Here is a 23,693-nt window from a genome sequence, read left to right as displayed (position 1 = left end):
TTAACGGCAACAAGGATTGGAGGCAATGCCGATGTTCCTCAAGAAAGAGAAAAAAATCGTAGAGGTGTTGACCCTACCGCGGGAGGATAGGCGAACGCTGTCCAACGTGCCCGATCCCGAAAACATAAGGACTACTGCCGATCGTAGAGGAATCAAGACGGATGAGGGCGACGGCGGGGAGAAAGATGCCGATTATCTGAACAGGCTGCGATTGCTCAGCCTTCGATACGTAGCGGATTTCGATGTGCTTCTCGTATCCGAGGGGCATAAGAAGAAGTCCGGCATCAAGGGGAAGGCCGTTGATATCTCTTCGACGGGCTTGCTGGTCGCTTTGGATCCTGCCATTGATCGCTTCAAGGCGGGAGATAAGCTTAACATCAGGTTCAACATTCCTCCGGGCACGATGCCCGAAGGATTCGAGCTCGCCGTGAATACCCATGCCATCGCCGTAAGGCAGTTTACCCGCGAGCACGACGGAACGGAGAAGCTGATGCTGGCATTCGAATTCGTTAAGCCGCTAACGGAGTATTTTCAACGTAAACGATGGGGGTATTCGGTTTATACGGCCAGCGGATTGTTGTTCTTTGCCGTTTGCTTCATCATGCTCATGCGCGCCGAGAGCATTATTTACTTTAAGTACGACTTTATCTTGTATTTATACAGCTTGACCGCAGCCGCCTTTCTGCTGACGAGATATCTGTTCGGCGCATTATACAGGGACGTACGGATCAATCCCGACTATTCGCCGGGAGTAACGATTATTATTCCTTGTTTCAACGAAGAGCAGTGGATTCATAGAACGATCCTAAGCTGCGTGAATCAAGATTATCCAGTCGATAAACTAGAGGTTATTGTCGTCGATGATCGTTCAACGGATAATTCCGTAGCGCGAATCCAACAAGTGATCGCGATGGTCCACAACGAAGCGGAGCGTTTTGCAACCAAAGAAAGGCTGAAAATGCACGTGCTTGCGGAGAACGGTGGTAAGCGAGTCGCATTAGTGAAAGGAGTGGAGATGGCGAAGCACGATTTAGTCGTATTCGTGGATTCCGATAGCTTTCTCGATCCCACTGCGATCAAGCATCTCGTTCAGCCATTTCAAGATCCTCGAATGGGCGGGGTCGCCGGCCGAACGGACGTGGAAAATAAATACACGAATTCCGTAACCAAGCTGCAGACGGTACGCTATTATATCGCCTTCCGGATCATGAAGGCAGCCGAATCTTGGTTCGATAGCGTGACCTGCTTGTCCGGACCATTATCCTGTTATCGCAAAGAACTGATTCTTAAGCATAAGGAAGCATGGCTTACTCAGAAGTTCCTGGGACAACCCGCAACCTTCGGGGATGACCGCAGCATGACGAATTTTATTTTAAGAACCCACAGGACGGCCTATCAGGACGCGGCGATTTGTTCGACGATCGTACCTTCGGACATGAATGTATTCCTGAAGCAGCAAATGAGATGGAAGCGGTCTTGGTTAAGGGAGTCTCTGCGCGCGGGACTGTTTATATGGCGGAAAGAGCCGTTCATGGCGCTGTTTTTCTATATCGGTCTTGTAGTACCCATCGCTGCGCCGGTAATCGTCTTATACAATCTGTTCTACGTTCCCATCGTTCATCAAGTTTTTCCGGGGACGTTCTTAATGGGTTTATTGATGATGGCGCTGCTCATGAGCCTAGCCCATTTGTTGTTCCGCAAGAGCAAGCTATGGATATTCGGACTTGTTTTTTGCATATTCTACGAACTTGTTCTGCTCTGGCAGATGCCCGTGGCATGGGTGACCTTCTGGAAGTCGACGTGGGGAACTAGGGAAACTCCGCAAGATATCGAAGCGAGGAACAAGAAGGAAGCCAGGAAACGAAAAAACAAAAATAGAATAGGACTGCCGTTCTAATTTATATCGATAAAGTCTTATAGGATGAGGTGTGGCAGAAATGGGAATGCACAGAAGGAATTCTGCCCTTGACTATCGCAAGAAAAATCGCAGAAAAATCTACAAAACGCTGTTGCAGCTTGCCCTGCTTATGGTCGTAGGTTACTCGTTGTTCCATGTGTTGGTCGATACCGAGAGCTACAGGATGCCGGACGAAAAGGAATGGTCGAACCGCCAAGGCTTCATCGCGTTATCCTATTTCGGAGTCAGCCGAACGGGCACTCCGAAATTGATCGACAAGAGCCAGCTTGACCAGCAATTACAAGCGCTAAAGGATCAAGGCTACGAAACGGTTTCCCAGCAAGACATCTTGAACTTCTATCATAACGGGACCGCTTTGCCCGATAAGGCGCTTTTCCTGTCCTTCGAGGATGGGCGCAACGATTCCAGCCTATATGCCCAGCCGTTGCTCGAGAAGTATAACTACAAAGCTACGTTTCTCTCCTACGCCGATAAGGTAGGGAGCGGAGACAGGAAGTTTCTGCAGCCTGGCGATATGCGTAAAATGATGAAAACCGGCTATTGGGAGATGGGCAGCAACGGTTATCGCCTGTCCTATATCAACATCTTCAATCGCGACGGGACTTTCCTCGGAATGAAGGACGAGAACGATTTACATAACAAGGATAAAGTCGAATACTACAACCACTATTTAATGGATTTTATTAGGGATGAGAATATGATTCCCGTAGAAGACAGAGCCGAGATGGAAACCCGTATCGGTACCGATTACAAGGCAATGAGAACGATATACGACGATAAACTAGGCTTCGTCCCGAACGTCTATATGATCATGCATGCCAATGCATTGAACGAAGGGATGAACCGGCTGGTATCGGATGCGAACAACGCGAATATAAAGCAAATCTTCAAGCTACATTACAATCGCGAGGGAACGGCATTTAACGAGGCGGGAGCCGATCCGTTCGATCTGACTCGAGTTCAGCCTGCGCCTTACTGGTATACTAACCACTTGTTGATGAAGTTGCGGAAAGATACCGGACAAGCGATGAAGTTCGTAATCGGGGACAAGGAAAGAGCCAAGGATTGGAGAGTCATCAGCGGAGCCGCGCAATTCATCGATAATCGGATCGCTCTCACTTCGTTGCCGTCCGGCAACGGAATGATGTATCTCGATCCAAGCGATGCTTATACAGATATGACCCTAACCGCAAATTTATCCGGAAACGTAATCGGCAAGCAGTCCGTATACGTTCGATTCGATCGTAACAAAGATTCCTATTTGCGGGTTAGCCTTATAGATAACGAGCTCATCGTCGACGAGAAACGTCCCGGTCGGGTCGCGACGAGATTATTCACTCGCAAGTTAGGGGAGGTCGATTGGAAGGAAAGCGATCTGGCCTTGAATAAAGCAACGGTATATTCGATTGAACAAACGGCATCAGGAAATTCCGAGAATCAATCGGAAGTCGACTACCCGACCAACGTTAAGAATACTAGAGAACTTGGCGTAACCGTCACAGGAAACGCATTAACGATCAAAGTCGACGGAGAGCTTCAGCTAGAAGAACGTCAGATCGACAGTAGCATTAACGCAGGCGGGGTAGCCCTTGAGTCCGGATTCAGCGAAATGAACCATAAAGACGATATTTATGATGGAGTTTTCGATGATATTCGCATCGAATCTATAAGGACGGATGGGGAACGCAATACCGTTCTGTATCAAAATAGCTTCGAGGGACTCGACAAGATCGTTAGCCGAGTCAAAAATGCCTTCGATTCTACGATCGATTGGATGATCGATACGTTCTGAATCTTCAAGAAAGGAGTTGGAATTCGGTTGGACACGGATAGAAAGCGTTTCGTTGCCTTGTTCGCGATTACGATTGCCTTTGTTGTCGCGGTTGTCTTGCTCTATCTGATCAGGAGAGAGACTTCAAACGAGGCTCAAGCAACCGTGGCGAAGGTGCCCGAGAAGGAACGACGGATCTCCGCGTGGATAGCGGATTGGCATTGGGAGTCCGGGCTGACCGATCTTAAAGCTGTCGCGCGGAAGCTGGACAGCCTCCAGGTGTTCTCGGCTTACTTCGATGATCGGGACAGGCTCTTCTTTACGGAAGAAGCGCGGGAAGGGCTGCCGGAAATAGTCAAGGCGATGAGAATGAACGGCGACGCCGAAATCTATCTCACACTCGTGAATGACATCTTATATTCGGACGGCTCCGAGATTCAGAAGGATTCGGACATTATAAGCAGACTTATGGCTACGGAAGAGAGCCGTACGAAACACATCGAAGATATCGTGACGACAATGGATGCATACGGTTTCCATGGCGTTGAGATCGACTATGAAAAGATAGCAGACGTCGATTGGGAGAATGTCGTCGACTTTATCTCGTCTTTGTGCGAGAGGCTGAATCCATCGGGAAGAACGATGAGGGTCGTGCTCGAGCCTCGTGCTCCGATCGAAAGCTTGCGTCTGCCGGAAGGACCGGCATACGTGATGATGGCGTACAACTTATTCGGTAACCACAGCGGGCCCGGCCCTAAGGCGGACCATAACTTCATTAAGAAATTAACCGCAAGAATGAATAGTCTGCCCGGCGATCCCTACGTCGCTCTGTCGACGGGAGGATTCGATTGGGTCTCGGAAACCGGGGAAGCAACCGGAATTACGGAGCAACGAGCCGTCGAGCTATCGCGGCTAAGTTCCGTATCCCCTAAGCGGGATTCAGGGAGCGGAAGCGTCTTTTTCGATTATATCGACGATAATGGGATAGAGCATACCGTTTGGTATGCAGACGATGAAACGTTAAGTCAATGGATCGAAACGGCAAGCCAAGCCGGATATACCCGAATCGCGATATGGAGATTAGGCGAATTAAGCCGGGATACGCTGGCCGTATTATGAAGCGATACGATAACATGCCTTCAATAAGGCAATCCTATATTCCAAAGCAGGTCGACATTCTCCAAGTCGAGCCGCTTTGGAATATTTTTCATCCCGGAGGGACAAACTAAAGGGAAGAATAAACCTAGGCCGTCATTCGGCCGCAGGAGGGGGAGCCACTTTTGGACTGTAAAGACAGGCAGGTAACGAGGTTTCGCTCATTCGCTTGGATGCTGGCATGTTTCGTGGCAGTTACGTTAATGGTTCCAACCGTCGTTTCTGCCAAAGAACCGACGCCGGGCAACAAAATGACCGATATGGCCGCCAGCGCTAAATCCGCGATACTGATGGATGCGGACAGCGGCACGGTTATTTACCAGAAGAACAGCAACGTCGCCATGCCGCCGGCGAGCATCACGAAGATCATGACGATGCTGCTGGTCATGGAAGCGCTCGACGAGGGCCGACTTAAGTTGACGGACAAGGTGCAGGCGAGCGAATACGCCGCGTCGATGGGCGGATCGCAGATTTTCCTGGAGCCCGGGGAGGAAATGTCGGTCGAGGAGATGCTTAAAGGCATCGCTCTGGCATCCGGCAACGACGCTTCCGTGGCTATGGCGGAGAAGCTTGGCGGAAGCGAGCAGCAATTCGTCGCCATGATGAACGAGAAAGCCGAGCAATTAGGGATGAAAAATACGAAGTTCATGAACTGTAACGGACTTCCCGCGGAAGGTCACGTATCTTCGGCGCACGACATCGCGATCATGTCGCGAGAACTGCTTAAATACGAAGGAATCACGAAATACACGGGGCTCTACCAGGATTATTTACGCAAAGACAGTCCGAAACCCTTCTGGCTCGTCAATACGAATAAGCTCGTGCGATTTTATAGCGGCGCCGACGGTTTGAAAACCGGATTTACCAGCGAAGCGAAATTTTGTTTGTCCGCTACCGCCCGCAGGGATAACCTTCGATTGATCGCCGTCGTCATGGGGGAACCTAATACGAAGACTCGCAATGCCGAAGTGTCCCATCTGTTCGATTACGCGTTCGCGCAGTACACGAACGTACCGATCTACAAGAAAGGCGATCCGATCGGAACGCTTTCGGTAGAGAAGGGTAAAGTCGGACAGGTTCCGTTGACCGCCAAGCGTTCTTACAGCATTCTGTTGAAGAAAGGCGATGCGGGTAAAGGCATCCGGCACGAGCTGGTGCTTGACGGAAACGTGAAGGCTCCGATTGAAATCGGACAACCAATCGGGAAGCTGATCGTTTATCGCGGAAACGACGTCGTTACGGAATTTCCGGTCGAATCGCCTATGGCGGTCGGCAGGGCAGGCTGGTGGACGTTGCTCAAGAGAACGACGGGACAATTGTTTCTAGCGGATTAATGGCGATAAAGGGCGGTTTGACGGGCTTTGCGTCACCGCCTCTTTGCCGTGTTATGTCGAAAAAAGCGACGTTACTTCTAGTTTTGTCGGGGGGCAGGAATGGGAGAGCCATCCGTAGAATTGGTGACGATGCAGCTTACTGGCGATGGCGAGTGGCTGCGCCGCGTACTTAGGGGAAGGGGAAATGGGCATGAGCTTACAGGTCGAGCTGGAGCAGCACCGCAATGTATTGATTGTCCGTCTGAGAGGAGAATTGGATCACCACACGGCGGACATCGTCCGGTTTAAGATGGAGGATGCGATTTTAAGAGGCAGGTGCGACCATGTCGTGCTGAGTTTAAAGGACCTGATCTTCATGGACAGCTCGGGTCTTGGCGTCATTCTTGGGCGTTACAAGCTCGTCAAAAGCCGAGGAGGCAAAATGGTCGTCTGCGACACGCAGGCTAGTGTGAAACGATTGTTCGAATTGTCCGGGTTGTTCAAGATTCTATCTTTCTACGACACCGAACGTTCGGCAGTTGCCAGTCTGGAGGTCGTATCATGAGCGGGCACAATCATATGAAGCTGTCTTTCGCCAGCCGTTCCGAGAATGAAGCTTTTGCTAGAATTGCCGTCGCCGCATTCGTCAGTCAACTGGATCCGACGATGGAGCAATTGGACGAGATCAAGACGGTCGTATCCGAAGCGGTTACGAACGCGATTATTCACGGCTATAACGGGAGCGTCGAGGGCATTGTCACCGTAGAAGCGGAGATTGACGGCGATACGGTGCTCATATCCATTGGCGACCAGGGGAAAGGCATCGAGGATCTGGAGCTTGCGCGCCAGCCCTTGTTTACTTCGCGGCCGGAGTTGGAACGCTCGGGCATGGGTTTCACGATCATGGAAAATTTCATGGACGAATTCGACGTCGTAAGCTCGGAGAAAAGCGGAACGTCCCTTAGGATGAAAAAACGGATCGAATCGAAAAAAGCGCTGTTTAATTAATAACCGTGCGGCAGGGGTTGGAGGCATGGACTCAGAATGGAAACGTTCGTCTCCGCCGGCATACTTGGATGACAGTGAAGTGAAGCGCCTTATCGCGCTTAGTCAATCCGGAGATACGACCGCGCGGGATACGCTCGTGAATAGCAATATCCGTCTAGTTTGGTCGGTCGTTCAGCGGTTTTCTAATAGAGGTTACGATAGCGACGACCTGTTTCAAATCGGCTGTATCGGATTGCTCAAGTCGGTCGATAAATTCGACCTTTCTTATGACGTTAAGTTTTCCACCTATGCGGTTCCGATGATCATCGGAGAAATTCAAAGATTCCTGAGAGACGACGGTACGCTCAAAGTCAGCCGTTCGCTCAAGGAAATGGCCAACCGGGTTCGCAAGGTCAAAGACGAGCTATCGAAGAGAAACGGGCGCGCGCCTACGATCAGCGAGGTCGCTGAAGAAATCGGCGTCACCCCGGAGGAGATCGTCTTCGCCCAAGAGGCGAATAAACCGCCGGCGTCCATACACGAAACGGTATTCGAGAATGACGGGGATCCGATAACGCTAATGGATCAGATCGCCGACGAATCGCAAGAGCGCTGGTTCGACAAGCTTGCTTTGACTGAAGCGATTCAGGCCTTGAACGACCGGGAGCGCCTTATTGTGTACCTTCGCTACTTCCGCGACCAGACGCAATCTGAAGTCGCGGGAAGGCTCGGCATTTCACAGGTGCAAGTCAGCCGTTTGGAGAAAAAGATCCTGCAGAACATTAAAGACCAGATCGCCCAATAAACGGAATCGCGATAAGGCATGCTTCTCGATCGACGAGAAGCATGCCTTTTTACTTATTATCCGACTATATCGGACGATTAAATCTCATACTAAGCCGAATGCAGCCAAAGGAGGGAGGAACTGGTGGAGCTCTCGAACGCGGAGTCTAAAGTCGTGTACGTGCGGATGCGCCGCAGAGCCGTCGTTCGCCCCAAGTCCGTCGTCACGCTTGGCGACGTAGCGAGGTTGGTGACGGAAAATCATCTTCAGCAACGACTGAAGCGGCTGCCGCTCCATCTGATCAACGAGAAGGACGGAAATCTGTTGTTGATAGACATGCTCCAGGTCGTCAAGGCCATTCGGGAAGCGGAACCCGGGATGATTATCGAGACGTTCGGGGAACCTCACGTCCTTCTGGAAATTTCGCCCGCGGGCGAAGTGAAGCCGCGGATCGTCATCCTTGTACTCGCCTGGTTGCTGCTTTTCTTCGGCTCGGGGATGGCGATGATGAATTTCCACGCCGACGTCAACATGCCGGCCGTGCAGCATCGGATCACGCAACTGGTAACCGGTCGTACGGGCTCGCATCCGTGGCTCTTTCAAATCCCTTACTCGATAGGCGTCGGCATGGGAATGCTGCTTTTTTTTAACCGTTTGCTGCGCAAGCGGCTTAACGACGAGCCAAATCCCCTCGAGGTGGAAATGTTCATGTACCAGGAAAACGTGAACCATTACGTCATTACGGAAGAATACCGGAAAAAACACGAGGACCAGGCGGGTAACGACGGTGGCTGAACTCGGGCAGGGCATTATGCTCGGCGTCATCGGATTAGCCGGGGGCTTCGCGGTCGGGAGCGCCTTCGTCGCCTTGTTGATCGTGTTGGATCTTATTCCTCGGCTGGTACAAATTACAAGAGCATACCGACGATCCGCCGTGTTCGAATCGGGCATTTTGTTAGGCGCGTTATATTGGAGCTGCGCGGATCTGTTCGATTGGACGTATGCATTCCCCGCAGGTCTATTACTGATTCCGGCCATATTCCAAGGCTTGTTCGTGGGGATGTTCGCGGCCGCGCTAACCGAGGTGCTAAACGTCATTCCGATCATTACCAGAAGATTTAAGCTTAAGCCTTTTATATTGTCGTTGCTAATGGCGATGGTACTCGGTAAAGTAACGGGTTCCGTAGTCGATTGGTTATGGCTGCATCCTTAAGGAGCGTGACGATGATGGAAACGACCGAACACGGCAGTATGGATTTGGATCATGCCGACGCTAATAACGGTTACGGGCATATGCGGGAAAAAGAGGATATGGAGGAGCAGGATAGAGGCTCCGATAAGCATGATGGCGGTGATCCGGGAGCTCGTCAAGGGCGGCAAAGCGAGCAGGGAAAAGACGGTCGCCAAGCCGGGCCCAATGAGATCAGTCCCTCTTCCTCGGAGCAAGCGCGCAAGTCTCAGCGACGCATTCCGGACAGCATGAAGGATTGGAAAGAGCTGCTGAAGGAAACGATCGGGTTTGAGAAGAGCTTCGAGGTGCAAGTGCGGGAGATGACTTTCGGCGGCAAGCGCGCCGCGTTCTTATTCCTTAGCGTCTTCGCGAAAGACGCGTCGCTCACGGAGATTATCAAGCGACTTACCTATCTTGAGCCCGAAAGCAGCATGGATCACGATGCGATGCACACTTTCCTCGAATGTTACATGCCCGCCGTACAGATCAAGAAAACGACTTCGTTCCCTCAGATGATCGACGAAGTTCTCATGGGCAACACGGCCTTTTACGTGGACGGAGAGCCTGCCGCGTTATTGATCGACGCAAAGGCTTATCCCTCCCGGAATCCGGAACAGCCATCGCTGGAGAAGGTCGTTCGCGGCAGCCAGGACGGCTTCACGGAGACGCTGCTCGTTAATGTGGCGCTTATCCGCCGAAGGCTGCGCGACCCGAATCTCCGCTTCGAGATCATGAGAGTAGGCAGACGCACGCAGACTGACGTGTGTATCGGATACATAGACGATATCGCGAACAAGGAACTCGTCGAATCTATTCGCGACAAGATCAAGGCTATTGACATCGACGGGATCCCGCTAGCGGACAAACAACTGGAGGAGATGACCGTGAAGAGCGGCTGGAGTCCGTTTCCGCTCGTGAGATACACGGAAAGACCGGACGTGGTGGCCGCTCAGCTGTTGGACGGCAGCGTTACTGTCATCGTGGACACCTCTCCAAGCGCTATATTGCTGCCGACCACTTACTTCGATCTTGTTCAGCATGCCGAGGAAAATCGCCAGAATCCTTTCATGGGGACTTATATGCGTTGGGTCAGATATTTAGGGATGACGGCTTCGTTGTTTCTTATGCCGCTCTGGTACTTGTTCAATGAAAGGCAAACGCTTCGTCCGGAGTGGCTTTGGTTCGTAGGTGCCCACGAAGTGGGCCAAATCCCGCTCATCCTCCAATTTCTTATCGCGGAAATCGGCGTGGATTTGCTTAGGCTCGCTGCCGTTCATACGCCGGCGCCGTTGGTTACGGCTATGACTTTATTGTCGGCTATATTGATTGGCGATATTGCGGTGAAGACGGGTCTGTTCATCAATGAGGTTATCCTCTACATGGCCGTATCCGCGATAGGGATGTTCGCGACGCCGAGCTACGAATTGGGCTTGGCGAACCGAATCGTCAGGCTCGGCCTGTTACTGGCCGTGTTCTTCTTCCACGAGATCGGGTTCGTGATCGGCACGACGTTCATGTTCCTGTTCCTTTCACTCGAGAGATCATTCAACACGCCGTATTTGTGGCCGTTCCTTCCCTTTAACGCCGCGGCGTTCAGGGATATCCTGTTCAGACAACCTCTTTCCTACAACAAGAAGCGCTTGTCCATATACCGGACGAAGAAAAACCGGAAGCAGCCGGCGTAAAGTTAAAAATGCAAATGATGTGGCAATTCCTCCATATCCCCGGAAGCTATTTTCCGCTATACTCAGGTTAAATAGTGCAACTACCGGTCAAGGGTCGACAGGATGGCCGCTTCCGGAATTATCGCCAAAGGGGAATTAGACATGTTCTTGCATGGAACTAGCAAAATCAACAGCAAAGGTCATCTAGAGATCGGCGGCTGCGACGTCACGGACTTGGCGCAAGAGTTCGGAACGCCTTTATACATCGTGGACGAGGCGCTCGTTCGCCAACGCGCAAGGGAATTCATGGACGCTTTCCGTGCTACGGGACTTCGCCATCAGGTCGCCTACGCTTCCAAAGCTTTTTGCGTCATGGCCATGTGCCGCGTTGCGGAAGAAGAGGGAATGAGCCTTGACGTCGTGTCCGACGGAGAATTATACACGGCTCTGCAAGCCGGATTTCCGGCCGAGCGCATCCACTTCCACGGAAACAACAAAACGCCGGAAGAAATCGTCATGGCGTTGGATGCGGGAATCGGATGTTTCGTAGTCGATAACTTCAACGAATTGCAGCTTCTGAACGCTTTGGCCGCGGACAAAGGCAAACGCGTCAACGTATTGCTTCGTATTACTCCGGGCGTCGAAGCGCATACGCACGATTACATCTCGACCGGTCAGCAGGATTCTAAGTTCGGCTTCGACCTAGGCAACGGTACGGCTTTCAAAGCGATCGAAACCGCGCTCGGATTGCCGAATCTTAAAGTATTGGGCGTTCACTCCCACATCGGCTCGCAAATATTCGAAGTCGAAGGCTTCCGGATGGCGGTCGAGAAGGTTGCCGCGTTCGCCGTGGAAATTCGCGACCGTCTAAACCACACTTTCACCGTTCTGAACTTGGGCGGAGGCTTCGGCATCCGTTACGTGGAGGGCGACCAGCCGCTTCCGGTTAGCGTATACGTGCAAGCGATCGCCGATGCCGTTCGCACGACATGCGAGCAAGCGAACTTCGCGTTGCCGGAAGTATGGATCGAGCCGGGCCGAAGCATTATCGGCGACGCCGGAACGACCCTATATACGGTTGGGACAAGCAAAGACATCCCCGGCGTCCGCAAGTATATCGCGGTCGACGGCGGAATGACCGATAACCCGCGCCCGGCGTTGTATGAGTCCAAATACGAAGCGGTTCTTGCGAATCGCGCGAACGATACGCTTGACGAACTTGTATCCGTAGCCGGTAAATGCTGCGAAAGCGGAGATATGCTGATCTGGGATCTGAAGCTGCCGACCGTTCAATCGGGCGATCTGCTTGCGGTATTCTGCACGGGCGCTTACAACTACGCGATGGCGAGCAATTACAACCGGATTCGCCGTCCGGCGGTCGTGTTCGTGAAAGACGGCAAAGCGGATCTCGTCGTCGCCCGCGAAACCTATCACAACATCGTCGGCAACGACATCATTCCTCAACGCTTGCAGAAGCAGGCGGTTTCCAAGTAAACCGAAGCTGAAATTAAGGGCATCATGTCGCAAGTTATGGGCATGGTGCCTTTATGTGCGGGGCGCCGGATATTCGGCGCCCGCTTTTTTACGTGATAGACTTGTTTTGGTTTGTTATGAATTGTTGTACAATAAGGCGATATGATTTAAGGAGGATAATATAATGTCTAAACAAGCCGTAATTAAACTTGCCGATGGCAACGAAATCGAGATCGAATTATTCAACGAGGATGCGCCTAACACGGTCGCCAACTTCGAGAAGTTAGCGAACGAGGGCTTCTACGACGGAATTCCGTTCCATCGCGTAATTCCGGGATTCGTAGCGCAAGGAGGTTGCCCTAACGGCAACGGAACCGGCGGTCCGGGTTATTCCATCAATTGCGAGCACAACAAAAATAAGCACGAGCGCGGAAGCCTGGCAATGGCGCATCGCGGGCCGAACACTGGCGGCAGCCAGTTCTATATCGCTTATAACCCGCAACCGCATCTCGACGGCGTTCACACCGTCTTCGGCAAAGTATCGTCCGGCATGGAGCACGTGGATTCGCTGAAAGGACAAGAAAAGATGGAATCTATTCGCGTAAGCTAATAAGCGTTATCGATAGCTTGTCTTAAAACTCCGCAATCGCAACTTTTCTGCCGCGATTGCGGTTTTTTCTATTCCGCTTGATTTAATTCCAAGCTGACAGCTTGCAATTAGCTTGCAATTTATTAATCGAGATGGTACACTTTTTTTCATTAAGTTGCTACCTTCGGGGCGGGGCGTAATTCCCCACCGACGGTGATCGGCAGCATGGCGACCGCAGGGAGATCTGCTGGAAGCTTGCAGCCGTCAGTCCGTGACCCGTCATCGTTTCTTCCGGAATTACCGGCGAGAGCGATGCGGTGGACCTGGTGCAAATCCGGGACCGACAGTTATAGTCTGGATGGGAGAAGGAAGCGCAGCGACCATATCGTGTCTATTCAAGCAAAGCTAGCCGTAGGTTCGATAACGGGATAAACATCGATAATGTTTGTTCTTTTTTTCACAACCTGCGGTTTCGACAGGCTGTTTCAACATGTATCAACAAGATGGGTTGCTCCGATCGGAGCGTCGCATCGTGTTTGTTCAACGGTTCTGTTCTCGTTTGCTTTGCCCGACATGACCTGAAGGTCTGTTTATCGCTGTGCATCTACCACCCCCGAGGATCATTCCTCGGGGGTTTTCTGTTATTATTCGCCGGCGGAGGGAGGGTTCGCATGGAGGTATTGAACGATGAATTTTACATGCGTCTAGCCTTGAATTTGGCGGAAGGCGCATCCGGACAGACCGGCGTGAATCCGGTAGTGGGTTGCGTCGTCGCGAATAACGGACGCATCGTGGGCATGGGAGCGCATCTTAAGCGAGGCGAAGGACATGCGGAAGTGCTTGCTCTCGACATGGCTGGAGATCAAGCGAATGGCGCGACAGCGTACGTGACTTTGGAGCCATGCAGTCATTTCGGCAAAACTCCCCCATGCTGCGATCGGCTTATCGCCGAAGGCGTTTCGCGCGTCGTCGTCGCCGCGTTGGATCCCAACCCGCTAGTGGCGGGGCAAGGCGTCAAGCGACTCCGGGATGCCGGCGTCGAAGTGGAAGTCGGCATCCTTCAAGCCGAGGCGGTCGACCAGAACGAAGCATTTCGAAAGTATATCGTGACCGGAATGCCCTTCATTACTCTAAAGACGGCATTATCGCTCGACGGCCGAATCGCGACGCACGCCGGGCATAGCCGATGGATTACCGGGGCCGAGGCGAGGGAAGCGGTTCACACGCTTCGTCATCGGAACGCCGGCATTATGGTTGGCGTGGACACGGTGATCGCGGACGATCCGGAGCTGACTACGCGCCTTAGCGTTCCGGGCTTGCACCCGACTAGAATCGTCGTCGACTCCAAGTTGAGAATACCGGAGAGCTCGCGAGTGTTGAACGAAGCCGCCAGAACGATCGTACTGACGACGGATAGAGCGGAACAAGCCAAAGCCCAGCGGCTGATCGAGCTTGGAGCGGAAGTGTATCGTAGCGGAGACGTTTCCCGCGTCGATCTTGCCCGTTCCATGAAATGGCTTGGAGAAAACGGAATAAGCTCCGTTCTGCTGGAAGGCGGCGGCGTGCTCAACGGCGCGATGCTCGAAGCGGGACTGGTCGATAAGCTGATGCTTTTCTACGCTCCGCTGATCGTCGGAGGGGAAGGTTCGCCTTCCGCGTTCGCCTTCAAGGGGCCGGAGGCCATGTCTTCCGCGTTAAGATTAACCCGCGTATCGATGCAGCACTTCGGGGAAGATTGGTGCGTTACGGGTTATCCTATGGGCAATGGTAGCTCCGAAGATGCTTAAAGAAACAGCCGGGAAGGAGAGGATAAAGATGTTTACGGGACTCATCGAGGAAATGGGCTCGCTCCGATCGGTACAACGAAGGGGAGAGGCCATGATCCTAAGCATATCCGCTTCCAAAGTGTTGGAAGACGTCAAGATGGGAGATAGTATTTCCGTTAACGGAGTATGTTTGACCGTCGTCGATTACGACCGTCAATCGTTCTCGGTCGACGTGATGCCCGAAACCTATCGGTTAACGAACCTGCATTCCATACAGACGGGCAGCGTTCTGAACTTGGAGCGCGCCATGATGGCCGGCGGAAGATTCGGCGGACATCTCGTTCAAGGACACGTGGACGGCACGGGCACGATCAGAAGCAGAACGACGGAAGCTAACGCGGTCGCTTTCGCGATAGAGCCGAACGATGCCCGATTGTTGAGGCATGTCGTACAACAAGGCTCGGTTACGCTGGACGGGATCAGCTTGACGGTCGTTTCCGTCGATCGGCAGCTAGGCACGTTTACCGTATCCATCATTCCGCACACGCTGCGGGAGACGGTGCTACAGCATAAGCACGCCGGCGAAACCTTGAATATTGAATGCGATATTTTGGGCAAATACGTCGATCATCTGCTCGGCTTAAGAGACGGTCAATCGCCAAGCAAGACGGGCGGACTAACGGAATCGATTCTTCGGGATAATGGATTTATGTGAAGGAGGCTTGGGCAATGGAACAATATCATTTTGACCCGATCGAGGATGCGATTTACGATCTGATGAGAGGGAAAGTCATCATCGTCGTGGATGACGAGGATCGCGAGAACGAGGGAGACTTGATCGCGTTAGCGGACAAAGCGACGCCCGACGTCATTAACTTCATGATCAGGGAAGCGAGAGGCCTTCTCTGCGTTCCGATTACGCAAGAAAGAGCCGAAACTCTTGACCTGCCGCCGATGGTCAGTCACAATACGGATTATCACGGTACTGCGTTTACCGTATCTGTCGACCATATTACGACAACGACGGGCATCTCGGCCCCGGAAAGATCGATGACCATTAAAGCGCTGATCGATCCCGCTGCCAAATCGAGCGATTTCCGCAGGCCGGGTCATATTTTCCCGTTGATCGCCAAGAAGGGCGGCGTCCTCAGACGCGCCGGCCATACGGAGGCCGCGGTGGATTTAGCAAGAATGTGCGGCTCTCCGCCGGCTGCCGTCATCTGCGAAATCATTAAGGAAGACGGAACGATGGCTCGGCTGCCCGATCTGCAAGTATTCGCCAAGCAGCATTCCTTGAAGCTGATTACGATCAAGGATTTGATCCATTACCGCAACGAAAAGGAACAGCTCGTCAAAAGAGAAGTAGAGGTCAGATTACCGACTGATTTCGGAACTTTCCAAGCGATCGCCTATACGAACGAAGTCGACGACAAAGAACACGTCGCTTTCGTCAAGGGCAAGATCGACGGCACGCAGCCTGTGCTCGTCCGCGTGCATTCGGAATGCTTGACGGGAGACGTATTCCATTCTAACCGCTGCGATTGCGGTCCCCAATTGGAAGCCGCTTTGAAGCAGATCGACGAGGCAGGCAGCGGAGTTCTGCTCTATATGCGTCAAGAGGGCCGCGGAATCGGCCTGATCAATAAATTACGCGCTTATAACCTGCAGGAGCAGGGTTTGGATACCGTCGACGCGAATATCAAACTTGGCTTCGCTCCGGATTTAAGGGAATATGGAATCGGAGCTCAGATTTTGAAGGACATCGGCATCCGCGATATCCGGTTGCTAACGAATAATCCCCGCAAGATCAAAGGGCTCGAGGGGTATGGGTTAAACGTCGTGGAGCGAGTGCCGATCCAAATGCTCGAGAACGAGGATAATACCGGTTACTTGCATACCAAGAAAGCCAAACTCGGCCATCTGCTGTCTTTCGCGGGCGACCCGGATTACACGATATAATTTAGGATTTCAAATAATAATCAAGTTCAAAAACCAGCTTTAAAGCACCGAGAAGGTAAGTTGGTTTTTGAACCACAATCGAGAGGATGAATGAAATGTCAGTTGTATATGAAGGTCACTTAATTACCAAAGGGTTAAAATACGGAATCGTAGTCGCGAGGTTTAACGAATTCATCACGTCCAAGCTGCTAGGCGGCGCGCTTGACGCCCTTAAGCGCCATGGAGCGGAAGAGAACGAAGTCGAGATCGCCTGGGTTCCCGGCGCGTTCGAGATTCCGTTCATCGCCCAGAAGTTGGCGGAAAGCGGCAAATACGATGCGGTAATCACGCTAGGGGCGGTTATTCGCGGATCGACTCCGCATTTCGACTACGTTTGCAGCGAAGTGGCTAAAGGCGTGGCTTCCATCTCGCAGAAAACCGGCGTTCCTACGATTTTCGGAGTTTTGACTACGGATAGCATCGAGCAAGCAGTGGAACGCGCTGGAACGAAAGCCGGCAACAAAGGCTGGGAAGCGGCTGCGACGGCGATCGAAATGGCTAACTTGACCCGTGCGATCACGGGCTGATAATTAACAAGGGATAGGCTTCAGGGAGGAGGAGAAACCCGCATGGCAATGCTGTACAAGCTGGAAACGTTCGAAGGGCCGCTCGATTTGCTGCTGCATCTTATCGACAAGGCCGAAATCGATATTCAAGATATCTCGATCAACGATATCACGGACCAATACATGGAGTATTTAGGAGCCATGCAAGAGCTCGAGCTTGACATCACCAGCGAGTTTCTCGTCATGGCCGCGACGTTGCTCTCGATGAAGAGCAGGCAGCTGCTTCCGAAGCCTCCCGTAACCGAAGAGCCTTGGCTTACGGTCGAAGATGACGACTATTTGGATCCGCGGGAAGAATTGATCCGCAAGTTGCTCGAATACCGTAGATTCAAGTCGGTTGCCGGGCAGCTAAGGGAGAAAGAATGGGATCGCAGCCAAGTGTACACCCGCGAGCCCGCGGATTTAACTCCGTTCGAGAAAGTGATTAAGACGAATCCCGTTGAGGGCTTGCACGTAGAAGATTTGGTTAACGCATTCCAGAAAGCGATGAGACGATTGGCCGGACGCCACCGCGTTTCCTCCATCCGCAAGGATGAAATTTCGGTCAAAGACCGGATTCGCGACATTATTATCACCTTGAAAAGCCGTACGAACGACGGCAAGCTTCTGTTTTCTCAGCTATTAGGTGACGTGAATGACAGGGAAGAGATCGTGGTGACGTTTCTTGCTATCTTGGAATTGATGAAGCGAAAGTGGGTTTCTTGCCACCAAAGCGCATTGTTCGATGAAATCGTGTTGTCGTGGACGGGGAGAGAGGATAACCATGGATTACTCGACGCTGAAATCAGTACTTGAAGGATTGGTGTTCGTCTCGGGAGACGAAGGAATAAGCGCCAAGACGGCCGCGGAGGTCGTCGAAACGGACCTGGAGGTCGTGAAGGACGTATTGAAAGATCTTCAGAAGGAACTAGTCAAGAAAAATCGCGGCATCCGAATCGTAGAAGTAGCGGGAAGCTATCGATTGACGACGGTTGTCACCCATGCTCCTTATTTCGAGAAATTGGCTTATTCCCCTACCCGTTCCGCTTTATCCCAAGCCGCGCTGGAAACTTTGTCGATCATCGCTTACCGACAACCGATTACCAGGGTGGAAATCGAAGAAATTCGCGGGGTGAAGGCAGATCGGCCTCTGCATAATTTAGTCAACAAAGACCTGATCGAGGAAAAGGGACGGGCTGATGCTCTAGGCAGACCCATTTTGTACGGGACGACGAAGTCCTTTCTCGATTATTTCGGGTTGGCGAGCATTGCCAGCTTACCGGAACCATCGGTTTCGGAAGGCGACGACGAGATGGAAGAAAGAACGAAGATGCTGTTCGATAGGATCGAAGGCCGCCAGCTTACTATGCAAGATATGGATAGGGAATTAGACGCGGAATCCGACGCAGATTCGGAACTGGAATTGGAACTGGAATCGAATTGAAATGCAGGTAATGGAATGAACATTTGCCAGAAGGTCATACTACCCCTAGGAAAGGCGGGGGAAGTATGGCCTTCTGGCTTTGGATCGTATTGGCTATCGTCATCGTATGTCTCATTGCTGCCTTGATCTCCCGCATAAGGGTGCGAATTCGATATTCGCGCAGCGGTCGCTTGGATCAGCTCGTCGTCGTAGTTAAAGCCGTATATGGTCTCGTGCATTATCAGATCATACTGCCGTCGATTTTCATTCGCGACTGGAGCGTCGTTTTTCGCGAAAAAAGGGAAGGCGGTCTCACCGGAAAGGGCAATAAAAAACAGAAGAAGCGCAGAATTGGCAGAGGAACGCTCAAACGGTATGCCGGAGCTTACCGGACGATCCTGCTTTCCACGAAGAAATTCAGGAAATGGGCAAGGGTTTCGATGAAGAAGATCGAGTGCACCCGCTGGCGTTTGGATTTTCGCGTTGGGACGGGAGATGCGGCGTCTACCGCGGTCGTTACCGGGCTTCTCTGGGCGATTTCCGGTTGCGCGACCGGAGCGGCGAGTCAATTCATCACTTTAAAGACTTCCCCCCATAGTCAAGTCGCGCCTAATTATTCTTCGACAGAATTCACGGTCGTATGGGAAGCCGATTTCAGAATTCGACTGAGTACGGCGTTAAGGGCTATTCTTCAGTTGGGCACGAAAACAATACGATTGCGCAAATCGATACGAGCTTGGCGCGCTTGGTTGTCCGGACCCGAGGAAAGCTTGAATTAGGGTGTATTGGTAATGGTACGCGTCTTCGATGGCGCATAATCGTCTCGGGTTATCGGGCAAATTAGGTACACGAAAGGAGGAGATATGAATTGTCTCAACATCCCATTAACGGACTAATGCAAACCGCCATGGAAAATATCAAGGATATGGTGGACGTCAACACGATCGTAGGGGAACCGGTTCAGACCCCGGACGGAAGCGTTATCCTTCCGATCTCCAAAGTAGGCTTCGGCTTCGCGGCCGGAGGAAGCGAGTTCAGCGGCATGGAGGAATCGTCGGCCAGCGGCAATAAGCAAGGCGGACAACAGCAAGACGCGCACAACGCATCCGTCTCATTGCCGTTCGGCGGAGGCAGCGGCGGAGGCGTCTCGATTACGCCGATCGCTTTTCTTGTCGTCGGTACCCAAGGCGTGAAGGTCGTTCCGCTCGACAATCAGACTCATATCCTTGAGCGCCTCATCGATGCCGCTCCGCAATGGGTCGACAAGCTGAAGTCCGTATTTCAGAAGAACGCGACGACCACGGACGATGCGCAACTTCCGATCGTGACCTCTAAATCAACGGACAACATCATGTAGCATCAAAACGGAAACGGAATAAGGACAGCGGCTGTGCAGGGATCGTAACCTGCCAGCCGCTTTATCGTTTATCAGGCGCGGTTGCGTACTCGTCCACATACTTTCGGACATGCTCACATAAAATGGGTATACGTACATACGAAAAACGCCAAGAACTTAAGAAGGCTTGAAGGCTCGAGGAGGAACCGCATGTTTACTTGGACTAGAAATCGCAAAGCCGCGTTGTTCAAAATTGGCTTATTCGTCGTGCCATTGTTTATGGTTACCATCCAAGCGACCGTAATCGCGGCTACGCAGAATCAGGAAAGTCAAGTATTCAACTCGGCGGTTAAATGGCCTTCGCCTCCTTCGAATCACGCAAAGGGAGCGGCGCTTGCCGACGTGACTTCAGGACGCCTTCTGTTTAGCCAACGCGGGGACGAGCCCATGAAGATCGCCAGTTTAACGAAAATCATGACCGCGATCGTAGCGATCGAACACGGTCGGTTGGATAGCACTATTAAAGTAAGCGCCAAGGCGGCAGGCAAGGAAGGTTCTTCGCTTTACTTGAAAGCTGGAGAGAAAATCACTCTTCGCAACGCATTGTATGGTCTGATGCTGCGCTCGGGCAACGATGCCGCCACCGCGATCGCCGAGCACGTTGGAGGTTCGGTTGAAGGCTTCGCGTACCTTATGAACAAGAAAGCCGAAGAAATCGGTTTGACGCACAGTCATTTCATGAATCCACACGGCTTGGACGAGCAGGGGCATTACTCCTCCGCGAACGACTTGGCCATGCTTACCGTTTACGCCCTGCGCAATCCCGACTTCAAGGAGATTGTCGGAACCCGTTCTAAAACGGTGCCGAATCGCGATTATCCTTGGATCAACAAGAACAAGATGCTGGGCATGTACGACGGAGCGGATGGCGTAAAGACCGGATACACCAAACAAGCCTTGAGAACTCTCGTCAGCTCGGCGACGCGCGACGGGCAACAGCTCGTGGCGGTCACCCTCAACGATGGGGACGACTGGCTCGACCATCGCAAGCTGCTGGATTACGGCTTCGCCAATTTTCCGCTTACCCGGGTAACGAAAGAAGGGGAGCCGATTGCCGGTTACCCCTACCAAGTAACCCGAAGCTTCGTTTATCCGTTTGCCAAAGGGGAGAGAGAGCAACTGGAAATCAGGCTTGCTCCCTTGAAGGAAGGAACCGTTCATTACCATCTGGGTTATCGCGGACAGCTCAAGTTCGTGCTGAACGACCGTCTCATCGGAACCGTTCCGTTTATCGAAGGGATAAGTCAATCGAAACCGAGTACGGATGGCAACTCGAACAAAGGTGCGGACTCGCGGCCTTCCGACGCCCGAACGTCGGCTCCGCATACTTCATTCGCGACTTCCGTCAAGCACGCCCTTAAGGCGCTTTTATTGCAGGGGGGGTCGTAGTCATGGTGAACTGGATCTGGATGGGAATGATCGTATTCAGCGTGATCTTCGGGGCCGCCAACGGTAAAATGGAGAAGGTTGCCGAAGCCGCGTTCGGCGGAGCCCAGACGGGTGTCACCGTTTGCCTGGGGTTGATCAGCATTCTCGTGTTCTGGATGGGGCTAATGCGAATTGCCGAGGATGCCGGCTTGGTGCAGAAGCTGTCCAGGCTCTTGGCTCCGATCGTCAGAAGGTTGTTCCCTGACGTTCCTTCGGATCATCCGGCGATGGGGTATATCCTCTCCAACATGAGCGCCAATTTATTGGGACTCGGGAACGCCGCAACGCCAATGGGAATCAAGGCGATGCAAGAGCTTCAGAAGCTGAATGCCACCCCAACCGTGGCCACGCCGGCGATGTGTACGCTCTTGGCGCTTAACACCGCGAGCATTACGCTCGTCCCGACGACGATGATCGCGATCCGGATGAACTTCGGCAGCGTCCATCCCGCGGATATCGTCGCTCCGACTTTGCTGGCTACGTTAATATCGACCGGAGCGGCGATACTTATCGATAGATGGTATCGCAAGCGTAACAAATATCCGCCGACCTCGACGAAAATGATCCCGCATCCATCAGGAGCCGTAAGCCCGACAACCCAGATGAAACCCTCCGCTCCCCCGGGAGGAGGCTGAACCCGTTGATCTCGCTCATTCAAATCATATCGACTTGGACGATTCCCGTGCTTATCGCATTCATACCCTTATACGCTTCATTCCGTAAAATTCCCGTATACGAATCGTTCATCGACGGAGCCAAAGACGGATTTCAAACGGCGATCGGCATTATCCCCCACTTGGTCGGCATGATGACGGCCATCAGCATGTTCAGGGCATCGGGTGCCATGGATGCTCTCATAGGTTTGGTCAGACCGCTGATGGAAAGCTTCGGCATTCCCGGCGACGTGCTTCCGCTTGCGCTCCTTCGTCCGATTACCGGCGCCGGATCTCTTGCGTTCGTGACCGATCTGATCAAGGAACAGGGACCGGACTCGTTCGTCGCGCGAATCGCCTCCACGATTCAAGGAAGCACGGACACTACCTTGTACGTATTGACGGTATATTTCGGCGCCGTGGGCATTCGAAATTCGCGATATGCTTTGAAAGTAGGCTTGTTGTCCGACTTAGTCGGATTTTTCGCCGCCGTTGCCGCTTGCTGGTTGCTATTCGGATTGGTATGATGGTTGATGAGGTGAAAGACCGTGGAAGAGAGATTGCAGAAAGTGCTTGCCAACGCCGGAGTCGCATCGAGACGTAAATGCGAAGAACTGATTACGGCGGGCAAGGTTACGGTGAACGGCGAAGTCGTGACCGAGCTAGGCGTGAAGGCGGATCCCACCAAGGATGCCATTACGGTATCGGGCAAGCCGATCAAGAAAGAAGCGAAGGTTTATATTATTTTCAACAAGCCTAAGGGAGTCATTACGAGCGTATCCGATCCGCAGGGCCGGAGCGTCGTGACCGATTACTTAAAAGAAATCAAGGAACGCCTATATCCGGTAGGGCGGTTGGATTACGATTCCGAAGGGCTGCTGCTCATGACGAACGACGGAGATCTGGCTCATAAGCTTACCCATCCAAGCCATCATGTTCCCAAGACTTATCATGCCACCGTCGAAAGGGTTCCTCACGGCAACGCGCTGGAGAAGCTGCAGAAGGGCATTAAGCTTGAGGACGGAATGACGGCGCCGGCCGAGGTCGAATATCACGACATCGACCCGGAGAAGAAGTTCGCCACCATATCCATTACGATACATGAAGGCCGTAACCGTCAGGTACGCCGGATGTTCGAGGCGATTAATCACCCCGTCACTCGCTTGAAGAGGATCTCGTTCGGAGGCTTACAGCTGGGCAATTTGCAGCGTGGCAAAAATCGCAGGCTAAGCGCGGAAGAAGTTAGCAAGCTCGTGGATTCGGTTGCGGGAGTCGCCATATCGACTGGCGCGGCCTCAACGGACACGAACGAAGACTAGCCGAATATTGCATTGCGTCACACTATGCTCAAAACCGGAGGCCGGGCTCTTGCCCTTGACCCCGGTTTTTTCGTTATAGAGACAGCAGTAAAGCGAGCGATAGTAAGGATAATCCGCATCTGTTCGTTCAATAATAGCCCAAATCCGGCTTATAGGCACAAAATTAAAAAGCCCATCATGATGGGCTCAGATCGTCGAGAAACCCCCGTCTTTTCAAGACGTCGGGGTTTCTCTTTGTTTTGGGAAGGAAATCAGTAAATTAGGAAGGGATTTAGGCAAT

The 23,693-nt window shown here is 52.4% G+C and carries 24 protein-coding genes and 1 riboswitch; all 24 genes read left to right on the top strand.

What is annotated here, in order from left to right:
• The first annotated feature begins 25 nt into the window (after nt 1-25).
• Nucleotides 26-1,897, top strand: a complete 1,872-nt coding sequence (locus tag DFP95_RS10840) for a glycosyltransferase family 2 protein (protein ID WP_115992640.1) — start codon at nt 26-28, stop codon at nt 1,895-1,897.
• 40 nt (nt 1,898-1,937) lie between these two features.
• Nucleotides 1,938-3,710, top strand: coding sequence for a polysaccharide deacetylase family protein (locus DFP95_RS10835; RefSeq protein WP_115992639.1), 1,773 nt, complete (start codon nt 1,938-1,940; stop codon nt 3,708-3,710).
• Between the two features lie 27 nt (nt 3,711-3,737).
• Nucleotides 3,738-4,808, top strand: a complete 1,071-nt coding sequence (locus DFP95_RS10830; protein WP_245987551.1) for a glycosyl hydrolase family 18 protein — start codon at nt 3,738-3,740, stop codon at nt 4,806-4,808.
• A 239-nt stretch (nt 4,809-5,047) separates the two neighbouring features.
• Entirely contained in the window at nt 5,048-6,178 is a 1,131-nt protein-coding gene (locus DFP95_RS10825; protein WP_245987596.1) for a D-alanyl-D-alanine carboxypeptidase family protein, read from the top strand.
• A gap of 190 nt (nt 6,179-6,368) precedes the next feature.
• Entirely contained in the window at nt 6,369-6,722 is a 354-nt protein-coding gene (gene spoIIAA, locus DFP95_RS10820; RefSeq protein WP_115992909.1) for an anti-sigma F factor antagonist, read from the top strand.
• Entirely contained in the window at nt 6,719-7,165 is a 447-nt protein-coding gene (spoIIAB, locus tag DFP95_RS10815; RefSeq protein WP_115992638.1) for an anti-sigma F factor, read from the top strand. The genes spoIIAA and spoIIAB overlap by 4 nt, the downstream gene beginning before the upstream one ends.
• Nucleotides 7,166-7,190: 25 nt before the next feature.
• Nucleotides 7,191-7,949, top strand: a complete 759-nt coding sequence (sigF, locus tag DFP95_RS10810; RefSeq protein WP_115992637.1) for an RNA polymerase sporulation sigma factor SigF — start codon at nt 7,191-7,193, stop codon at nt 7,947-7,949.
• A gap of 123 nt (nt 7,950-8,072) precedes the next feature.
• Nucleotides 8,073-8,723, top strand: a complete 651-nt coding sequence (locus tag DFP95_RS10805; RefSeq protein WP_245987550.1) for a stage V sporulation protein AA — start codon at nt 8,073-8,075, stop codon at nt 8,721-8,723.
• Complete coding sequence (locus tag DFP95_RS10800; protein WP_115992636.1) at nt 8,716-9,141, top strand: stage V sporulation protein AB; 426 nt, start codon at nt 8,716-8,718, stop codon at nt 9,139-9,141. The genes DFP95_RS10805 and DFP95_RS10800 overlap by 8 nt, the downstream gene beginning before the upstream one ends.
• A gap of 80 nt (nt 9,142-9,221) precedes the next feature.
• Nucleotides 9,222-10,844, top strand: a complete 1,623-nt coding sequence (locus DFP95_RS10795) for a spore germination protein (RefSeq protein WP_115992907.1) — start codon at nt 9,222-9,224, stop codon at nt 10,842-10,844.
• Nucleotides 10,845-10,985: 141 nt separating this feature from the next.
• Complete coding sequence (gene lysA / locus DFP95_RS10790; protein WP_115992906.1) at nt 10,986-12,317, top strand: diaminopimelate decarboxylase; 1,332 nt, start codon at nt 10,986-10,988, stop codon at nt 12,315-12,317.
• Between the two features lie 163 nt (nt 12,318-12,480).
• Nucleotides 12,481-12,906, top strand: a complete 426-nt coding sequence (locus DFP95_RS10785) for a peptidylprolyl isomerase (protein WP_115992635.1) — start codon at nt 12,481-12,483, stop codon at nt 12,904-12,906.
• A 155-nt stretch (nt 12,907-13,061) separates the two neighbouring features.
• A riboswitch (FMN riboswitch) is annotated at nt 13,062-13,259 on the top strand.
• A 297-nt stretch (nt 13,260-13,556) separates the two neighbouring features.
• Entirely contained in the window at nt 13,557-14,672 is a 1,116-nt protein-coding gene (gene ribD / locus DFP95_RS10780) for a bifunctional diaminohydroxyphosphoribosylaminopyrimidine deaminase/5-amino-6-(5-phosphoribosylamino)uracil reductase RibD (RefSeq protein ID WP_115992634.1), read from the top strand.
• Nucleotides 14,673-14,700: 28 nt separating this feature from the next.
• Nucleotides 14,701-15,366, top strand: a complete 666-nt coding sequence (ribE, locus tag DFP95_RS10775) for a riboflavin synthase (RefSeq protein ID WP_115992633.1) — start codon at nt 14,701-14,703, stop codon at nt 15,364-15,366.
• A 14-nt stretch (nt 15,367-15,380) separates the two neighbouring features.
• A complete protein-coding gene (locus tag DFP95_RS10770; RefSeq protein ID WP_115992632.1) occupies nt 15,381-16,610 on the top strand; it encodes a bifunctional 3,4-dihydroxy-2-butanone-4-phosphate synthase/GTP cyclohydrolase II in 1,230 nt (409 codons plus the stop codon).
• Between the two features lie 95 nt (nt 16,611-16,705).
• Nucleotides 16,706-17,176: a 6,7-dimethyl-8-ribityllumazine synthase gene (gene ribH, locus DFP95_RS10765; RefSeq protein WP_115992631.1), complete on the top strand. Its 471-nt coding sequence runs from the start codon at nt 16,706-16,708 to the stop codon at nt 17,174-17,176.
• A 42-nt stretch (nt 17,177-17,218) separates the two neighbouring features.
• Nucleotides 17,219-18,010: a segregation and condensation protein A gene (locus DFP95_RS10760; protein WP_115992630.1), complete on the top strand. Its 792-nt coding sequence runs from the start codon at nt 17,219-17,221 to the stop codon at nt 18,008-18,010.
• Nucleotides 17,979-18,638 (top strand): SMC-Scp complex subunit ScpB, encoded by a 660-nt coding sequence (gene scpB, locus DFP95_RS10755; RefSeq protein ID WP_115992629.1) that lies wholly within the window; start codon nt 17,979-17,981, stop codon nt 18,636-18,638. Before DFP95_RS10760 ends, scpB begins: the two co-directional genes overlap by 32 nt.
• A 65-nt stretch (nt 18,639-18,703) precedes the next feature.
• The gene (locus DFP95_RS10750; RefSeq protein ID WP_115992628.1) at nt 18,704-19,396 is read left to right on the top strand and encodes a DUF2953 domain-containing protein; all 693 of its coding nucleotides are present in this window, start codon (nt 18,704-18,706) and stop codon (nt 19,394-19,396) included.
• Between the two features lie 89 nt (nt 19,397-19,485).
• Nucleotides 19,486-19,974: a GerW family sporulation protein gene (gene ytfJ / locus DFP95_RS10745; protein ID WP_115992627.1), complete on the top strand. Its 489-nt coding sequence runs from the start codon at nt 19,486-19,488 to the stop codon at nt 19,972-19,974.
• Nucleotides 19,975-20,163: 189 nt separating this feature from the next.
• On the top strand, nt 20,164-21,402 hold the full coding sequence (locus tag DFP95_RS10740) for a D-alanyl-D-alanine carboxypeptidase family protein (protein ID WP_245987546.1): 1,239 nt from the start codon (nt 20,164-20,166) through the stop codon (nt 21,400-21,402).
• Nucleotides 21,403-21,404: 2 nt separating this feature from the next.
• A complete protein-coding gene (locus DFP95_RS10735) occupies nt 21,405-22,076 on the top strand; it encodes a nucleoside recognition domain-containing protein (protein WP_115992626.1) in 672 nt (223 codons plus the stop codon).
• 5 nt (nt 22,077-22,081) lie between these two features.
• The gene (locus DFP95_RS10730) at nt 22,082-22,621 is read left to right on the top strand and encodes a spore maturation protein (RefSeq protein WP_115992625.1); all 540 of its coding nucleotides are present in this window, start codon (nt 22,082-22,084) and stop codon (nt 22,619-22,621) included.
• A 21-nt stretch (nt 22,622-22,642) separates the two neighbouring features.
• Nucleotides 22,643-23,413, top strand: a complete 771-nt coding sequence (locus DFP95_RS10725; protein ID WP_115992624.1) for a pseudouridine synthase — start codon at nt 22,643-22,645, stop codon at nt 23,411-23,413.
• Nucleotides 23,414-23,693: the final 280 nt, after the last annotated feature.

It is taken from the genome of Cohnella lupini, from assembly GCF_003386205.1.
GTDB lineage: Bacteria > Bacillota > Bacilli > Paenibacillales > Paenibacillaceae > Cohnella > Cohnella lupini.
The sequence above is the reverse complement of the archived record's forward strand: the minus strand, read 5'-3'. Positions and strand labels throughout refer to the sequence as shown.